General features: G+C 69.8%; 14 protein-coding genes. 10 read left to right on the forward strand and 4 right to left on the reverse strand.

Going from position 1 to position 15,777, the window contains the following annotated elements; genetic code table 11:
* From MBTS_RS00425 to MBTS_RS00435, 3 genes are all read right to left on the reverse strand, one after another.
* Positions 1-3,178, reverse strand: a 3,178-nt coding sequence (locus tag MBTS_RS00425) for an efflux RND transporter permease subunit (RefSeq protein ID WP_244973473.1), incomplete at its 3' end; no start/stop codon positions are given.
* A 12-nt stretch (positions 3,179-3,190) separates the two neighbouring features.
* Positions 3,191-4,879: an efflux RND transporter periplasmic adaptor subunit gene (locus MBTS_RS00430; protein ID WP_147833243.1), complete on the reverse strand. Its 1,689-nt coding sequence runs from the start codon at positions 4,877-4,879 to the stop codon at positions 3,191-3,193.
* 86 nt (positions 4,880-4,965) lie between these two features.
* Positions 4,966-5,427: a hypothetical protein gene (locus MBTS_RS00435; protein ID WP_147833244.1), complete on the reverse strand. Its 462-nt coding sequence runs from the start codon at positions 5,425-5,427 to the stop codon at positions 4,966-4,968.
* Positions 5,428-5,469: 42 nt separating this feature from the next.
* Between MBTS_RS00435 and cobF the strand changes: the two genes are divergently transcribed.
* Positions 5,470-6,228, forward strand: coding sequence for a precorrin-6A synthase (deacetylating) (gene cobF / locus MBTS_RS00440; RefSeq protein ID WP_056149443.1), 759 nt, complete (start codon positions 5,470-5,472; stop codon positions 6,226-6,228).
* 15 nt (positions 6,229-6,243) lie between these two features.
* Here cobF and MBTS_RS00445 read toward each other — a convergent pair whose 3' ends face one another.
* Entirely contained in the window at positions 6,244-6,822 is a 579-nt protein-coding gene (locus MBTS_RS00445; RefSeq protein WP_056149445.1) for a PAS domain-containing protein, read from the reverse strand.
* Between MBTS_RS00445 and MBTS_RS00450 the strand changes: the two genes are divergently transcribed.
* The 9 genes from MBTS_RS00450 to MBTS_RS00490 all read left to right on the forward strand — a co-directional run bounded on the left by MBTS_RS00450 (position 6,821) and on the right by MBTS_RS00490 (position 15,746).
* Positions 6,821-7,033 carry a hypothetical protein gene (locus MBTS_RS00450; RefSeq protein WP_147833245.1) on the forward strand — a complete coding sequence of 71 codons (213 nt, stop codon included), beginning with the start codon at positions 6,821-6,823 and terminating at the stop codon, positions 7,031-7,033. The genes MBTS_RS00445 and MBTS_RS00450 overlap by 2 nt on opposite strands.
* Before the next feature lie 264 nt (positions 7,034-7,297).
* Positions 7,298-7,936 (forward strand): ParA family protein, encoded by a 639-nt coding sequence (locus tag MBTS_RS00455; protein ID WP_056149447.1) that lies wholly within the window; start codon positions 7,298-7,300, stop codon positions 7,934-7,936.
* Positions 7,920-8,225 carry a ribbon-helix-helix domain-containing protein gene (locus MBTS_RS00460; RefSeq protein ID WP_056149449.1) on the forward strand — a complete coding sequence of 102 codons (306 nt, stop codon included), beginning with the start codon at positions 7,920-7,922 and terminating at the stop codon, positions 8,223-8,225. Before MBTS_RS00455 ends, MBTS_RS00460 begins: the two co-directional genes overlap by 17 nt.
* A 395-nt stretch (positions 8,226-8,620) precedes the next feature.
* Positions 8,621-10,060, forward strand: a complete 1,440-nt coding sequence (locus tag MBTS_RS00465; protein WP_192214874.1) for a septal ring lytic transglycosylase RlpA family protein — start codon at positions 8,621-8,623, stop codon at positions 10,058-10,060.
* A gap of 174 nt (positions 10,061-10,234) precedes the next feature.
* Positions 10,235-11,494 carry a D-alanyl-D-alanine carboxypeptidase family protein gene (locus tag MBTS_RS00470; RefSeq protein ID WP_187273334.1) on the forward strand — a complete coding sequence of 420 codons (1,260 nt, stop codon included), beginning with the start codon at positions 10,235-10,237 and terminating at the stop codon, positions 11,492-11,494.
* On the forward strand, positions 11,491-12,195 hold the full coding sequence (tmk, locus tag MBTS_RS00475; protein ID WP_056149455.1) for a dTMP kinase: 705 nt from the start codon (positions 11,491-11,493) through the stop codon (positions 12,193-12,195). The genes MBTS_RS00470 and tmk overlap by 4 nt, the downstream gene beginning before the upstream one ends.
* A complete protein-coding gene (locus tag MBTS_RS00480; protein ID WP_192214875.1) occupies positions 12,185-13,249 on the forward strand; it encodes a DNA polymerase III subunit delta' in 1,065 nt (354 codons plus the stop codon). Before tmk ends, MBTS_RS00480 begins: the two co-directional genes overlap by 11 nt.
* Positions 13,250-13,302: 53 nt before the next feature.
* Positions 13,303-14,907: a methionine--tRNA ligase gene (metG, locus tag MBTS_RS00485; RefSeq protein WP_210322585.1), complete on the forward strand. Its 1,605-nt coding sequence runs from the start codon at positions 13,303-13,305 to the stop codon at positions 14,905-14,907.
* A gap of 41 nt (positions 14,908-14,948) precedes the next feature.
* A complete protein-coding gene (locus MBTS_RS00490; RefSeq protein WP_018043557.1) occupies positions 14,949-15,746 on the forward strand; it encodes a TatD family hydrolase in 798 nt (265 codons plus the stop codon).
* Positions 15,747-15,777: the final 31 nt, after the last annotated feature.

Genomic DNA, 15,777 nt, shown 5'->3' on the forward strand with positions numbered 1-15,777 from the left:
CGCAACCCACCGAGCCCAAATATCCGAGCCGGTCGAGTTCGGCGAAGACGAAGGCGTCGTTCCCCGTCCCCGCCACCGGGGAGGGGGCTTCATCGCCGGGCGCCTCGCGCAGGCGGGCGAAGGCGGAGCCGCCGAAGCGCAGCATCAGGATCGGCGTCAGCACGGCGTCCAGCAGCGTCGCGCTGATGAGGCCACCGAAGATCGTCACGGCCACGGGATGCAGGATCTCCTTGCCCGGCGCGGTGCCGTCGACCAGCAGCGGCACCAGGGCGATGCCTGCGGCGAGCGCCGTCATCAACACCGGCACGAGGCGCTCGTTGCTCGCCCGCAGCACCAGGGCCGGGCCGAAGGGCAGCCCCTCGTTCAACCCGAGATTCAACACGTGGCTGATCTTCAGGATGCCGTTGCGGGCGACGATGCCGGTGAGCGTCACGAAGCCGATCATCGAGGCCACCGAGAGCGGCAGACCGGCGATGGTGAGGGCGACGACGCTGCCGATGAGGGCGAGCGGCACGTTGCCCATGACGATGAGGGCCAGCACGCCGGAGCGGTAGCGGCTCGCCAACAGCGCGAAGACAAGGGCGAAGGAGACGAGTCCGAGGAGGCCGATCCTGCGGGTCGCCTCCCCTTGCGCCTCGAACGCGCCTTCGAGGCGCGCGCTGATCCCCTCCGGCAGCGTCGTGCGTGCCAGGGCCTGCGCGATGTCGGCGGCGACCTTCGAGCCGTCCGAGCCCGGCACGGTGTTGGCCTGGACCACGATACGGCGGCGGCCGTTCTCGCGCAGGATCTGGTTGGGCCCGTCCCGCTCGGCGATGTCGGCCAGGGCATGGGCGGGCACCCAGCCCGAGGGCGTCTCGATGAGGAGGTCGCGCAGGGCGGCCATGGACCGGCCGCTCTCGGGCAGGCGCAGGATCACGTCGAAGCGGCGAAGGCCGTCCACCAGGGTCGAGACCACGCGGCCGTTGGCGAGGTTCCCCACCGTCTCCACCACCGTCGCGGGGGAGACACCGTAGAGCGCCGCCTTGGCCGGATCGACCCGTATCTCGATCTGGGGCACGCGCACCTGCCGCTCCACCTGGAGGTCGGCGACGCCCGGAATGCCGGACAAGGTCTCGCGCAGGGATTCGGCGGTGCGGCGCAGCGCGTCGAGATCCTCGCCGAACAGCTTCAGGGCGATCTCGGCCCGGACACCGGAGAGCATGTGGTCGAGCCGGTGCGAGATCGGCTGGCCGACATTCACCGTGACCGGAAGGACTGACAGCCGCCCCCTGATGTCGGCGACGATGGCCGGGCGTTCGCGCCCGCCGGGCTTCAGGCGGATCTCCAGATCGGTGGAATGGACGCCCTCGGCATGCTCGTCGAGTTCGGCGCGGCCCGTGCGGCGCCCGACCTTGTCCACCTCGGGGATGTCTAGGAGCAGGCGCTCGGCGATGGCGCCGACGCGGGCGGATTCGGCGAGCGAGATGCCGGGGGTGAAGGTGGTGGTGACCGTGAACGAGCCCTCGTTGAAGGTCGGCAGGAAGGCGCGGGGCAAGCGTCCCGCGCCATAGCCGGCGGCGACCACCGCGACGATCGCGCAGACGATGGCGAGGCGCTGATGGGCGAAGGCCGTCTCCACGAGGTGCCCGTTGGCGCGCTTGAGGCCGCGGATCAGCCGGCTCTCGGGATGGTCGAGGCTCTTGAGGCCGGGAAGCAGCCAGGAGGAGAGGGCGGGCGTCAGGGTCAGCGAGACCACGAGGCTCGACAGGATGGCGATGATGTAGGCCTGGCCGAGCGGCGCGAAGAGCCGGCCCTCGATGCCCGACAGGGCAAAGAGCGGCACGAAGACGAGGCAGATGATGATCGTGGCATAGACGATGCCGGAGCGCACCTCGTTCGAGGCGTCCACGATCACCGCGAAGGACGTGCGGGGCGAACCCTCCGCCCGGTTGTCGCGCAGGCGCCGCAGGATGTTCTCCACATCGACGACGGCGTCGTCCACCAGCTCTCCGATGGCGATGGCGAGGCCGCCGAGCGTCATCGTGTTGATGGAGAGTCCGAGCAGCGAAAACACCGTGGCGGTGGCGAGGATCGAGACGGGAATGGCGGCGAGCGAGATCAGCGTGGTCCGTACGTTCATCAGGAAGGCGAACAGCACCACGGCCACCACGGCCACGGCCTCGATCAACACCGTGATCACGTTGCGAAGCGACGTCTCGATGAAGTCCGCCTGTCGGAACAGGACGTTGCCGGCCTCGATCCCGTGCGGCAGGGAGGGGCCGATCTCCTTGAGCGCCGCCTCGACCTCGCGGGTCAGGCGCACGGTGTCGATGCCGGGCTGCTTCTCGATGGAGACCACCACCGCGGGATTACCCATGAAGCCGCCGTCGCCGCGCTTGGGCCGCGCCCCGAAGGCGATCTCGGCGACCTGCCGCAGGTAGACCGGACCGCCCGGCGTCGTGACGACGAGATTGCGAAGGTCGTCGAGATCGGTGGTGCGGCCGAGCGCGCGGATCAGGACCTCGCGGCCGCCGGCCTCGGAATAGCCGCCGCCGGCATTGCCGCCGTAATTCTGGAGGGCGCGGGCGAGGGATTCGTCCGTGACGCCGAGCGCCCGCATGGCGGCGGGATTGGGGGCGACCCGGAACTGGCGCACCTCGCCGCCGATGGGGATCACCTGTGCCACGCCCGGGATCGAGAGCAGGCGCGGGCGCAAGGTGAAGTCGGCGGTCTCGCGCACCTGCATCGGGGTCGCGGTCTTCGAGGTGACGGCGACGAGAAGGATGCCGCCCATGATCGAGGAGACCGGCCCCATCTGCGGGACCACGTTGGGCGGCAGTTCCGAGCGCGCGAGCGCCAGCCTCTCGTTGACGAACTGCCGGTCCCGGAACAGGTCGGTGTCCCACTCGAACTCCACCGTGACGATGGACAGGCCGATGCCGGAGACCGAGCGCACCCGGCTGACGCCGGGCAGGCCGTTCATGCGGGTCTCGATCGGGTAGGTCACCCGCTGCTCCACCTCCGTGGGGGCGAAGCCCTCGGCTTCGGTCAGGATCGTGACCGTGGGCCGGTTGAGGTCGGGGAGCACGTCGACGGGCAGACGCGCGAGGGAGAGCGCGCCGGTCAGGACCAGGGCGAAAGCGAGCGCGACGACGAGGAGGCGGTTGCGCAGGGATTGCGCGACGATGAGGCCGAACATCTTCGCGGTTCCTCAGCGGATCTGGTCGAGGAGTTCGGCACCCTGGACGACGACGCGCCGTCCCGGCTCCAGACCGTCGGCGATGAGCGTGCGGTCGGCGTCGAGGGGATCGGTGCGGACGCTGCGCGCCACGAAGCGCTCGGCGCCGACATGCTCGTAGACCACGCTGCCGCCCTCCGCCCGCAGGATGCCGGAGCGCGGCACGGCGAGGCCGGTCCGCTCCCCCGTCAAGGGGGCGTGGACGGTGACGAACTGGCCGAGCCGCAGGCCGGTGGACTCGCCCGCCACCGCGAATTGCACCGGCACCGCCTGATTGCGGTCGGCGAGGCCGGCCCCGCGATAGGTCAGGGCAAGGCTGCGCCCGTCCCCGAGGCGGGCCGTCGCCGAGCCTTCCGGCGACAGGGCCTCGAAGCTCAGCGCCTCGACCCAGAGTTTGCCCGGATCGACGATGCGGAAGACGACGGTGCCGGGGGCGGCCATGGCGCCCGCCGTGGCGCTCGCCTCGGCGATGACCCCGTCCACCGGTGCGACCAGGGCCTCGGGCGAGCCGCGGACCGTGTCGAGGGCGGCGCGGCGGTCCTTGAGCCCGTCGCGCTCGGAGCGGGCATCGTCGAGCTGGGTCTGCGCCACGGCGCCGGTCCCCGCCAGACGTTCGAACCGGACCACGCGCCGGTCGAGGATCGCGATCTGCTGGTCGAGTTCGCCCTGGCGCTGGCGCATGTCGGAGACGTCCACCGCCTGGACCGGTGGGGTGACGGTGGCGAGAACCTCGCCGCGCGTCACGCGGGTTCCGAGGCGCGGGAAGCCGTTCGCCGGAGGGGCCAGGCGGCCGCCCACGGAGGATTGCACCACGCCGCTGGCATTGGGGTCGGCGATGACCCGGCCGGGCAGGGCCACGGTGCGGGCCACGCTCTGCGTCGCCGTCACGGCGGTGCGCAGGACGAGGAGCCGCTGCAGGGATTTGGGCACGAAGATCGAACCGTCGCCCAGGCGTTTGGCCCGGTCGGCGCCGCCGGAGGGCGGGCTCGCCATCATCCCCCCCTCGGCCGGCGCGGCATCGTGGCCTTCATGGGCGAGGGCGGCGCTGCCCAGCACGATCGTCGCCGTGACCGCCAGGACGACGACGATGGGAATCGTGCGCCGACGGCGGATCAGGACGACGGCGCCGAGGCCGAGGAGGAAGCCTCCGGCGGCAGTGACGGAGGGCGGCTGGTGCGTCAGGCGCTCGACCAGGGAAGCGGTGGCCGCCGGCTCGGAGGTCGGCGCCGCGGCTTTGGCGGCCGGCAGGTCGAGATCGAGGGAAAGGATGTCGGTGCTGCCCTCCGCCGTCACCGCGACGAGGAGGTCGTGGTGCTCGGTTTCCTCCAGCCAGGGCGCCGGGAGCCGGTAGGTGCCGTCGGCCTGGAGCTCGGCCTTCCGGCGCCCGTCCGGCGTCGAGAGGGCGAGGGTGGCGTCGGTGACCGGCGTGTTGGTCTCGAACGCGTCGAGATAGAAGACGAGATCGTGGCCCTGCACGGTGGCGACGAGTTCGTAGCGCTCCGACTTCGCCTCGGCCCGGGGTGCGGCCGCCGCGACGGGCAGGGCAGGGGCCTCGTCTCCGTGGGAATGGCCCTCATGGGACAGGACCGCGCCGGACAGGGCCGCCCAGGCGATGGCGCACGCCGCGACGAGTCGCAGGGCTGCCGGAAAAACGATGGACATGATGGAAGAACCTCGACGCCGATGAAGCAGGGACTGCTTTCCACGCGGCGCCGTCAGGCGGCCGGGCGCGGAACGCCGTCGTTACGTCAGGCGAAGGGTCTCGGTGGTTCGGACGGAGAATCCGGAGCGACGTCCGTACGGGCGGAGATGGCGCCCACCGGAACGGGACCGGTCAAGCCGCCTGCGGACGTCATATCCCCGTCGGCCGGTGCCAGGCCGATGGCGCAGCAGCATGCGGCTCCGCAAGGACCGGTGCAGCAGGGTCCGGCACAGCCGAGATGGGGTTCCGCCCGCAGGACGGAGACGATCTCCTGCATGCCGGGGGTGGCGGTATCCGCCCGGACGGCCAGGGAGTCGAAGGAAGCCGGGGCCTGGACCCATGCGACAGGAGCGCTGCCATCGTGTCCATGGCCCGTATGGGCACTCGCGGGCGACGACATGCCGAAGCCGGCGATCGCGAGGATCACCGTTATCAGCCAGAGCGCGAGGCTCCGGTCCAGATTGCGCCGGATGGGTTTCATGTCGACGCAGAGCGTAGCATAGGGCATGCGCCCGCGACAGGGCCGATCGCAACTCGGAAGGCTAGACGCGTGAGACAGATCCTCGTGATCGGCATCGGCACCGGCAATCCGGAGCACGTCACGATCCAGGCGATCCGGGCCTTGAACACGGTGGACGTGGTCTTCGTCCTCGACAAGGGAGGAGAGAAGGCCGACCTCGTCGCCCTGCGCCGGGAGATCTGCGAGCGCTACATCGAGGACCGCCCCTACCGCATCGTCGAGGCGCAGGACCCGGAGCGGGACCGGAATCCGGCCGATTACGGCGTCGCCGTGGAGGATTGGCACGGCGCCCGCGCGGCTCTTTACGAGGCGATGATCGCACGCGAGCTTCCCGAGGACGGCACCGGCGCCTTCCTGGTCTGGGGCGATCCCTCGCTCTACGACAGCACCCTGCGGATCATCGACCGGATCGTGGCGCGGGGGCGCCTCGCCTTCGACCATCGCGTGATTCCCGGCATCACCAGCGTTCAGGCCCTGGCGGCGAGCCACCGCATCGCCCTCAACCGCATTGGCGCGCCGGTGCAGATCACAACCGGGCGCCAGATCGCCGGAGGATTGTCCGCCGAGGCCGACACCACCGTGGTGATGCTCGACGGCGACCCGACCTTCGCCCATCTCGACCCGGACCTGACGATCTATTGGGGCGCCTATCTCGGGAGCGACGACGAGATCACCCTGTCGGGCCGCCTCGGCGACGTCGCCGGCGAGATCCGGCGCCTCCGGACCGAGGAGAGGGCGCGCCACGGCTGGATCATGGACACCTACCTCCTGCGCAGGCCCGCGGATTGAGCCGGATCCTCGCCCTCAATGTTCGCGCGGACGCCGTGCTCCGTCGAGGTGGCCGGCCAGGGTGAAGGCGATCTCCCGCATCAGGCAGTCGAGAACCGCGACCAGTCTCGGCTGGTGGAGGTCGGCCGCGAGGTCGTGCAGGGCGATGGCGTGTTCCGCCATGCGGTTGGCCGCAGCCTCTGCGTGCAGGGCGGGCTGGTGAAGACTTGCCCCGTCTTCGCTGCGATCGATGGCGATGCCGAGGCCTCTCGCCCGCCCGGTGGCCTCGCCCCGGTCGATCCGTCCGCGCAATCCGAGCCGGCGTTCGCCTCGAACCGTCCGGAACGCGATCTCGAACGGGCCGCCCGCCTCGACGGCGGCATGCAGGGCGTTCTCCACGCGAAGCCGGTCCTCGGCGAGAATCGTCGCCAGGAATGCGTCGAGACTCACGCCCGCCGCTTCCCGAACGAGACCGAGTACGTCCGCGAGGGAGTCCGATACGACGATCCGGCCGGCCCAGACGTCGTGGGACCAGACGCCCACGACGCCCGACGCGTCGAGTGCCGCCAGGATTCCGTCCGTGTCACCGGAGAGAAGGCTCGTGCGCGCAGGCATGGATCTCCTGGGCCGCCGGGGCGGATCGCTGGGGACGAAACGTGTGACCGCGGATCGACACGAGGCAGGGATCGCCCTCGCATCGAATTTACCTGAAGTTGATAATTTCCCGTCGACCCGCGATGTCGGCGGCAACCTAACCGTCGAATCCTCCTATTGGAAGGGCAAGACACGCCCTGCGGGAATTTTTGGCAACCTGAGATTGATCTGAGGCCCTGGGGTCGAACGCAGGCGGCATCGTTCGTCGCGATCTCGATCCCCGGTTCACGGCACGCGCCGATCCCCGGCCCCGCCCTTAACCACTGGTTAACCATGACGGGCCAAAACCGGGATCAGGGCATCCTGGTGTCACGGGACGACGGCTGCGAGCCCGACCGGTGACCATCCGAGGCAGGGGATTCGATCGGCTTTTGGGCCGAGGGATCGTCCCGGCACGGCAGGAGGCGACATCTCAGGACGCGAGAAGGGCTCCCGTATGAAAGCCATCACCTTCGTCACCCAGAAGGGGGGGAGTGGGAAAAGCACGCTGTGCATCTCACTGGCCGTCGCGGCACAGGAGCGCGGCCTGTCGGTCTGCATCCTCGAAATGGATCGTCAGGCGACGATCAGCGACTGGCTCGACCACCGCACGGTGGATGGGCCGGAAGTCGCGCAGATCGATGCGTCACAGATCGAGGCCGTCATGGCCCAGCTGCGCGACTCCTCCTACGATTACGTCTTCATCGATACGCCGGGCGTCGATTCCACCGGCACGCTCTCGGCGATCCGCGCGGCCGATCTTTGCATCATCCCCTGCCGCCCCACCCCGGCGGACCTGCGCGCGTTCAAGCCGACCCTGGCCGCGGTCTACCGTCTGGAGAAGAAGTTCGCCTTCGTGCTGAACCAGACCCCGCCGCGCTCCTACCGGATCCGCGACGCGGCCGACGGCCTGGCCGTGCTGGGCATCCTGCCGGACGTCAACATCGTCGCGCGCACCGATCACCAGGACGCGATCGGCGTCGGTCAGGGCGTCACCGAATTCAACCCCAAGGGCCAGGCCGCCGGCGAAGTGCGCAGGCTCTGGACGTGGATCGAGAAGCGGATGCAGGTCGCCAAGCATGCCAAAGCCGCCTAGGCCGAGCCTCGCCTCCATCGTCGCGGGAAGCGTTCCCCCGGCCAGGAGCGCCGACATCGTCCAGCTCGATACGGGCCACGTTCCCGTCCGCAAGGCCCCGAGCACCTTGAAGGAGCGTGCCCGACAGATGTCGGTCTATCTGGAGCCACCGGTCTACGACCAGCTCCGCGACCTCGCCCATACCGAGCGCACCAAGATGCACGCGCTCATGCTCGAAGCCCTCGACCTCCTGTTCAAACAGCGGGGGACCATGCCGATCGAGCGGCTGAACGAGACCAACCACCGCTGACGGCCCTCTCCTGTCGATATCGACGATCGACAGGAGAAAATCTTTTTTGGTCAGAGCCTTGCACCTAAAATCTCACGTCCCGCATCAGCCCGCGACATCTCTTCGCGATGGGTCGGGAGGACGGATCCGGAGCATGATATCCACATCCTTGAAACCACAATTTCCTTCGATGACACAAGCCGATAGGGCCGGGCCCTCGTTCGACGGATGAGCCATGGGTAGCGAATCGGAGCCCCATCCGCAGCGTTCAGGTTTCCTTTACGTCAAACCGACAATTGTCTGTGCAATCGAAGCCCGCTCTTTCCGGGCGGCCTTCGACGGCCGGACCGGATCGCTCTTCCGTTCCTCGGCCCTGTATGGCGTTTCGAGAGCGTAAGAGTGCTGGGCGGTTCGGTATGGCGCGTTCGACGAAGGCCGGATTGGCTCCAACGGCGGGCGTACCGCTGCTGCGCCTCCTCGCCGTGTCCGTGGTGGCACTGACCACCGCGAATTGCGCGCAGAACACCCAGAAACTCGCTGGCCCGGCCGGCTCTTCCGGATCGTCCTACGATCCGAAATACGGCGTGAAGGCCAGCCCGCGCCTCTATAACGAGGGCGACACGATCCCCAAGGGAGGCGGCCGCCGCTTCTCGGGCAAGCCCTACGTGGTGGCCGGCCGCACCTACGTGCCCCGCGACGATGCCAAGGGCTATGTCCGCGAGGGCTTGGCATCCTGGTACGGCAGCGCCTTCCACGGCCGGATGACCGCCAATGGCGAGGTGTTCGACCGCCATTCCATCGCGGCCGCCCACCCGACCCTGCCGCTGCCGAGCTACGTCCGGGTGACCAACCTCGCCAACCGCCACTCGATGATCGTGCGCGTCAACGATCGCGGCCCCTATCACGCCAACCGCCTCATGGACGTGTCGGAGGAGGTGGCCCAGGCCCTGGAATTCCATCGCAGCGGCACCGCCAAGGTGCGGGTGGAGTATGTCGGCAAGGCCTCCACCGCCGGCAGCGACGACCGCAAGCTGATGGCGACCCTGCGCACCGATGGCGCGCCCGCCCGCGTCGGCGGCGGCTCGCCGGTGATGATGGCCGATCTCGGACCCGATGCCGAACCGGAGCGTCTGACGCGCGCGCAGCGTCCCGCCCTGGCCTTCAAGCCTGCGGCCGACGAGGACGACGCCGCTTCCGCGCCGCGTCCCGTCCGACCCGCGCCGGTCCTGGTGGCGGGCGGCTCCAGCGTCGCCGTGCCGGCGGCCCTGCAGCCCACCGCGTCCCGGTCACACGGGTTCCGGCCGACCATGCCGGATCGCACGGCTCCCGCTCTCCAGGTTCCCGCCATGCAGATGGCCCATGCGGGGCCGAAGGCGAAGGGGGCCGTACCGCCGCCCCCGGCACCGGTGCGCCTCGCCTCGAGCGCCGGCCCTGCCCATGCCCCGGCATCGAAGCACGGCGCCGGGACGCCCAAGGACGCGAAGTCGCTTCAGGCCAAAGTGGAGACCTCCGCTCCGAAGACGAAACTCGCCCTGTCGCCGGTCCCGGCGGCACCGCAGCGGATGGCCGCCGCTCCGGCCCCCGCACGCGGCACGGTCGTGAAGACGGCGGGCGCCGCGACCCCGGCACGCTCCGCGACGGGCCATGCCGCGGTGGCGAACCTGCGTCCGGTTTCGCCTCCCTCGGGTCCTCTGGGAACGGCCAAGGCCAGCGTCGCCAAGCTGTCCGTGCCCCCCGCCGGCTCCCAGCCCGCCAGCGCCCAGGCCGGGCGCGGCAAGTCGCCCGCCCCGGCGGTCGCCACCGCCACGGCAAAGCCGGCCCAGGCACGCCGCTCGCGCATCGCCGAGGTGAACTGACCGGAAAACGGTCGGGATTGGCGCAGGCGGCGGCATCGTCTGGTCCACCGTGTCGCGACCTTATCGGCAAAGTTGCGTTCGATTTCGCGGGCGATCCGCTATACCATCTCGCAAGGGCGAGAACGGACCGGGCTTATCAGCCAAGCCTCGGAGCCGACGGGCATGAGGCGAACGATGCGTGCGACGACGAACCGGACGAATCTGGCCGCCGGCTTCCGGGCCGGGCTGGCCGGCTTGAGCCTGTCGGCGATCGGCTGGTTCGCCGCCCTTCCCGCCCTGGCCCAGAGCTTCCAGACATCCGCCCCCCACGCCATCCTGATCGACGCGGATTCGGGCTCCGTGCTGTTCGAAAAGGCGGCGGACGAGCCGTTCTCGCCGGCCAGCATGGCCAAGCTGATGACCACGGAGATCGTGTTCAACGAGATCCGGCAGGGCCGGCTCAGCATGGACAGCGAATTCCAGATCACCGAGGACGCCTGGCGCCGGGGCGGTGCCGGAGGAGGCGGCTCCTCGATGTTCGCCCAGCTCAACAGCCGCATCAAGCTGTCCGACCTGCTGCGCGGCCTGATCGTGCAATCGGGCAACGACGCGGCCATCGCCATCGGCGAGGGCATCGCCGGCTCGGAGGAGAATTTCGGTCGGATGATGACCGCGCGGGCTAAGGAAATCGGCCTGACGCGCTCCACCTTCCGCAACGCCACCGGCTATTCCGCGCCGGACCAGAAAGTCACCGCACGCGACCTCGCCAAGCTGGCGATCCACCTGATCGACACCTACCCCGATCTCTACAAGATCTTCGCCGAGCGCGAGTTCACCTGGAACAAGATCAAGCAGCAGAACCGCAACCCGCTCCTGACCCTCGATATCGGCGCCGACGGGCTCAAGACCGGATTTCTCGAGGAATCGGGCTACGGCCTCACCGGCTCCGCAGTGCAGAACGGCCAGCGCCTGATCATGGTGGTGAGCGGCCTCAAGACGGCGCGCGACCGCGCCGGCGAATCGCGCAAGCTGGTGGAATGGGGTTTTCGCGCCTTCGAGCCGAGGCAGATCTTCGCCAGCGGCGAGACCGTGGCCGACGCCTCCGTCTTCGGCGGGGCGCAGGGCAGCGTCCCGCTGGTGGCCAAGAAGCCGGTGCGGGTGCTCCTGCCCCGGGGCAATGGCGACCGCATCAGCGCCCGCGTCGTCTATCAGGGTCCGCTGATCGCGCCGGTGGAGCAAGGCAGGGAGGTGGGCCGCCTGCGCATCACCCGTGGCGACACCCAGGCCCTCGACCTACCGGTCTATGCCGGGGAGGACGTGCCGGCCGGCACGATTCCGCAGCGCGCCCTCGACGGGGCCTGGGAGGTCGGGACCGGGCTGTTCCGGCGCGCCTTCGACAAGGTCGGCGCGGGTGACAAGGCCGGCGCGACCGATAAGGCCGGCGCCAAGTCGTGATCGACCGAAGCCGCAAGCGGCTCGGGCAGGGCGGGGCGTTCATCACCTTCGAAGGCGGGGAGGGGGCCGGGAAATCGACCCAGATCGCCCGTCTCGCGGCGCGCCTGCGTGGTGCGTCTTCCGCCCCGGTGGTGACGACACGCGAGCCCGGCGGCTCGGTCAAGGCCGAGGCGATCCGTGAGGCACTGCTGGCCGGAACGGTGAAGCGGCACGGACCCTTCGCCGAGGCGCTGCTGTTCTCCGCCGCCCGCATCGACCATCTCGACACGCTGATCCGCCCGGCCCTCGCCCGCGGCGAGACCGTGCTGTGCGACCGCTTCTCGGATTCGACCCGTGCCTATCAGGGAGCGGCGGGCGGCCTCGACCCCGCCCTGCTCTCGGCCCTGGAGCGGGTCGTCGTCGGAGATATGACGCCCGACCTCACCCTGATCCTCGACCTCGACCCCGCCATCGGTCTCGCCAGGGCGAAGGCCCGTGCCGGGGCAGGGGAGGCGGCCGACCGGTTCGAGGCGGAGGCGCTGGGCTTCCACACCCGCCTGCGGCAGGCGTTCCTCGCCATCGCGGCAATGGAGCCGGAGCGCTGCGTCGTCATCGATGCCGGCCTCCCCCCCGATGCGGTGGAAGAGGCGATCGCGGCCGCCCTCGCCGCCCGCCTGCCCAGCCTTCTCTCCCGCCCGGAGGCTGCCGACGATGCGGCCTGAACGCGCGCCCGAGGACGTCGAGCCCGGCGATCTCGCCGACATCCCCCGCCCGCGCGAGCAGGCCGGTCTCGTCGGCCATGCGGAGGCGGAGGCCGCCTTCATCGAGGGGATCGCCTCCGGCCGCCTGCACCATGCCTGGCTCATCGGCGGCCCGCGCGGCATCGGCAAGGCGACCCTGGCCTATCGCGTGGCGCGCTGGCTCATCGCCAACCCGCGCCCCGGCCACGCCCCGGACACCCTCGCGGTCGATCCCTCGCATCCGGCGGCGCGGCAGGTGGCGGCGCTGTCGCACCCCAACCTCGTGGCCCTGCGCCGGACCCGGCCGCACAATGCCAAGACGCTCGCGACCAAGATCTCGGTCGATGCCGCGCGCCATGCCCTCGACCTGTTCGGCTCGACGGCAGGCAATGACGGCTACCGCATCTGCATCGTCGACAGCGCCGAGGATCTCAACGCCAACAGCGCCAATGCCCTGCTCAAGATGGTGGAGGAGCCGCCGCCCCGCTGCCTGTTCCTGATCGTCAGCCACGCGCCGGGCCGGCTGCTGCCGACGATCCGCTCGCGCTGCCGGGCGCTCAACCTGCGCCCCCTGGGGGAGGGTGAGGTGGCTCGGGTGCTGGAGAGCTTCCCTCCCCCCTTCGTGCGGCCGGACCCGGAAGCCCTGGCCCGCGCCGCCGCCCTGTCCGAGGGCTCGGTGGCGCAGGGCTTCGCCATGCTCGATCCGGCGACATCCAACCTCGTCGGCGAAATGGAGACCCTGCTGTCGCGCCTCGACCATCCCGATTGGCGCCGCATCCTGGCACTGGCCGAGAAGCTCTCCGGCCGGGACGCGGACGAGCATTTCGCAGCGAGCCTCGACACGGTGTTCCGCTTCGTCTCGTCGGAACTCGACCGCCGCCGCCACGAGCCCCCCGCTCGCCTTGCGGCCCTGGTGGAGGTGTGTGACAAGATCGCCCGCGCCGCCCGGGAGGCCGCGACCTACAATCTCGACCGCCGGCCGCTGATCCTCTCGCTGTTCGGCGACCTCGCGGGGGCCGTGCGCGCCGGGACATGAGCAGGCTCGTCCTGTGATCCGATGAACCGCGTATCCGAGGGTATTTCGACGCGATGGCCAACGAGTCAGGGCCCAGCCCATCCATTGCCGAGACGTCCGGTTTCGACGCTAAGACCTTCGGCATCAGCACGGCGATCTCCTATCCCAACGGCGCGCCGCATATCGGCCACGCCTACGAGGTGATCGCCACCGACGCGATCGCGCGGTTCAAGCGCCTCGACGGCTACGACGTGCTGTTCGCCACCGGCACCGACGAGCACGGGCTCAAGATCCAGCAGACCGCCTCCAAGGCCGGGATCAGCCCGAAGGCCCTGGTCGACGACATGGCCGCGCGCTTCAAGGCCATGGCCGAGGCGCTGAACTGCAGCCACGACCGCTTCATCCGCACCACGGAGCCGGACCATTATGCCGCCGCCCAGGAACTCTGGCGGCGCATGGAGGCCAAGGGCGACATCTACCTGTCGAAATATGCCGGCTGGTACTCGGTGCGCGACGAGGCCTATTACAACGAGGACGAGACCGAGACCGCCCCCGACGGGACGCGCCGCGCGCGGGAGACCGGCACCGCCGTGACCTGGATGGAGGAGGAGAATTTCCTGTTCCGCCTCTCCGCCTATCAGGATCGCCTGCTCGCCCTCTACGAGGCCCAGCCCGATTTCATCGGCCCCGAGACACGGCGCAACGAGGTGGCGAGCTTCGTCCGTTCCGGCCTCAAGGACCTTTCAGTCAGCCGAACCAACTTCGACTGGGGCGTGCCGGTGCCGGGGCACCCGGATCACGTGATGTACGTCTGGGTCGATGCACTCACCAACTATCTCACGGTGACGGGCTTCCCCGACGAGGCCGACTCCCGCAAAAAATTCTGGCCGATGGACCTGCACGTCATTGGCAAGGACATCGTGCGCTTCCACGCGGTCTACTGGCCGGCCTTCCTGATGTCGGCGGGCCTGCCGCTGCCGAAGCGCGTCTTCGGCCACGGCTTCCTGCTCTCCAAGGGCGAGAAGATGTCGAAGTCCCTCGGCAACGTGGTGGATCCGATGGACCTCATCGCGACCTACGGGGTCGATGCGCTGCGCCAGTTCGTGCTGCGCGAGGTGCCGTTCGGCGGCGACGGCAATTACAGCCACGAGGCCATCATCACCCGCTACACGGCGGACCTGTCGAACGGGCTCGGCAACCTCGCCCAGCGCTCTCTTTCGATGATCGCGAAGAATTGCGGTGGCCTCGTCCCCGAGCACGGCGACTTCACGGAGGACGACCGGGCGCTCCTGGCGCTGGCGGACGCCCTGCCGGGCTCCGTGCGTGTGGCGATGGACAAGCTCGCCCTACACACGGCGCTCGCCGACATCTGGGCCGTGGTGACGGCGTCCGACCGCTATTTCGACGCGCAGAAGCCCTGGGTCCTGCGCAAGACCGACCCGGCCCGCATGGCCGCCTCCCTCTACGTGGTGGCCGAGACCCTGCGCGCCATCGGCATCCTGGTGCAGCCCTTCATGCCGGATTCGGGCGCCAAGCTCCTCGACCTCCTGGCCGTGCCCGCGGGCAGGCGGCAGCTCGCCGATATCGGGGAGGGGGGTCGGCTGGCGCCGGGCACGGCGCTCCCCGCGCCGAGCGGGCTGTTCCCGCGCTTCGTCGAGCCGGAGGCTCCCGCCGTCTGAGGCGGGGTCCGCAGCGTCACCGAGAATCCCGAGTTTTGTCCATGCTGGTCGACAGCCACTGCCATCTCGACTTCCCGAACTTCGCCGAGGATCTTCCCGGCGTGATCGCCCGCGCCGAGGCGGCGGGCGTGACGGGGATGCTCACGATCTCGACGCGAATCGCCAAGGCGCGGGTCTACGAGGCCCTGTCCGAGGCTCATCCGCAGATCTGGCACACCGTAGGCACCCATCCCAACGGGGCAGGGGACGAGCCCGACGTACCCACGGAAGAGATCGTCGCCCTCACCCACCATCCGCGCTGTGTCGGCATCGGCGAGGCGGGGCTCGACTACCATTACGAGGACGCCGCGCCGGAGGCGGTGCAGGAGCGGGTGTTCCGCCGGCATATCGCGGCCTCCCGCGAGACCGGCCTCCCCCTCGTCATCCATGCCCGCGATGCCGACGAGCACATGGAATCGGTGCTCGTCGACGAGATGAAGCGCGGGGCCTTCAAGGCGGTGCTGCACTGCTTCTCCTCGGGTCGACGCCTGGCGGAAGTCGGGGTCGAACTCGGCCTGTTCGTCTCCTTCTCGGGCATCGTCACCTTCCGGCGCTCGCACGAGCTGCGCGACATCGCCCTCGCGGTGCCCCGCGACCGCATCCTGGTGGAGACCGACGCGCCGTTCCTGGCGCCGGAGCCGCATCGCGGGCGCAGCAACGAGCCGGCCTATACCGCCGACACCGCCCGCTCCCTGGCCAAGACCCTAGACATGGAGTTCGAGGCCTTCGCGAGCCTGACGACGGCCAATTTCCACCGTCTGTTCGACAAGGCGACCCCATCCGGCGGCCGGGCGGCATGACAGCGGCCCGCGCGCTCCGATACCAACGGAC

The sequence above is a fragment of the Methylobacterium bullatum genome (assembly GCF_014845095.1).
GTDB classification, from domain to species: Bacteria; Pseudomonadota; Alphaproteobacteria; order Rhizobiales; family Beijerinckiaceae; genus Methylobacterium; species Methylobacterium bullatum.

Coding starts and splice junctions, on each gene's coding strand:
- MBTS_RS00430 (WP_147833243.1), bottom strand. CDS start 4,879: ATGTCCATCGTTTTTCCGGCAGCCCTGCGACTCGTCGCGGCGTGCGCC.
- MBTS_RS00435 (WP_147833244.1), bottom strand. CDS start 5,427: ATGCCCTATGCTACGCTCTGCGTCGACATGAAACCCATCCGGCGCAAT.
- MBTS_RS00450 (WP_147833245.1), top strand. CDS start 6,821: ATGGATCTCCTGGGCCGCCGGGGCGGATCGCTGGGGACGAAACGTGTG.
- MBTS_RS00445 (WP_056149445.1), bottom strand. CDS start 6,822: ATGCCTGCGCGCACGAGCCTTCTCTCCGGTGACACGGACGGAATCCTG.
- MBTS_RS00455 (WP_056149447.1), top strand. CDS start 7,298: ATGAAAGCCATCACCTTCGTCACCCAGAAGGGGGGGAGTGGGAAAAGC.
- MBTS_RS00460 (WP_056149449.1), top strand. CDS start 7,920: ATGCCAAAGCCGCCTAGGCCGAGCCTCGCCTCCATCGTCGCGGGAAGC.
- MBTS_RS00465 (WP_192214874.1), top strand. CDS start 8,621: ATGGCGCGTTCGACGAAGGCCGGATTGGCTCCAACGGCGGGCGTACCG.
- MBTS_RS00470 (WP_187273334.1), top strand. CDS start 10,235: ATGCGTGCGACGACGAACCGGACGAATCTGGCCGCCGGCTTCCGGGCC.
- MBTS_RS00480 (WP_192214875.1), top strand. CDS start 12,185: ATGCGGCCTGAACGCGCGCCCGAGGACGTCGAGCCCGGCGATCTCGCC.
- metG (WP_210322585.1), top strand. CDS start 13,303: ATGGCCAACGAGTCAGGGCCCAGCCCATCCATTGCCGAGACGTCCGGT.
- MBTS_RS00490 (WP_018043557.1), top strand. CDS start 14,949: ATGCTGGTCGACAGCCACTGCCATCTCGACTTCCCGAACTTCGCCGAG.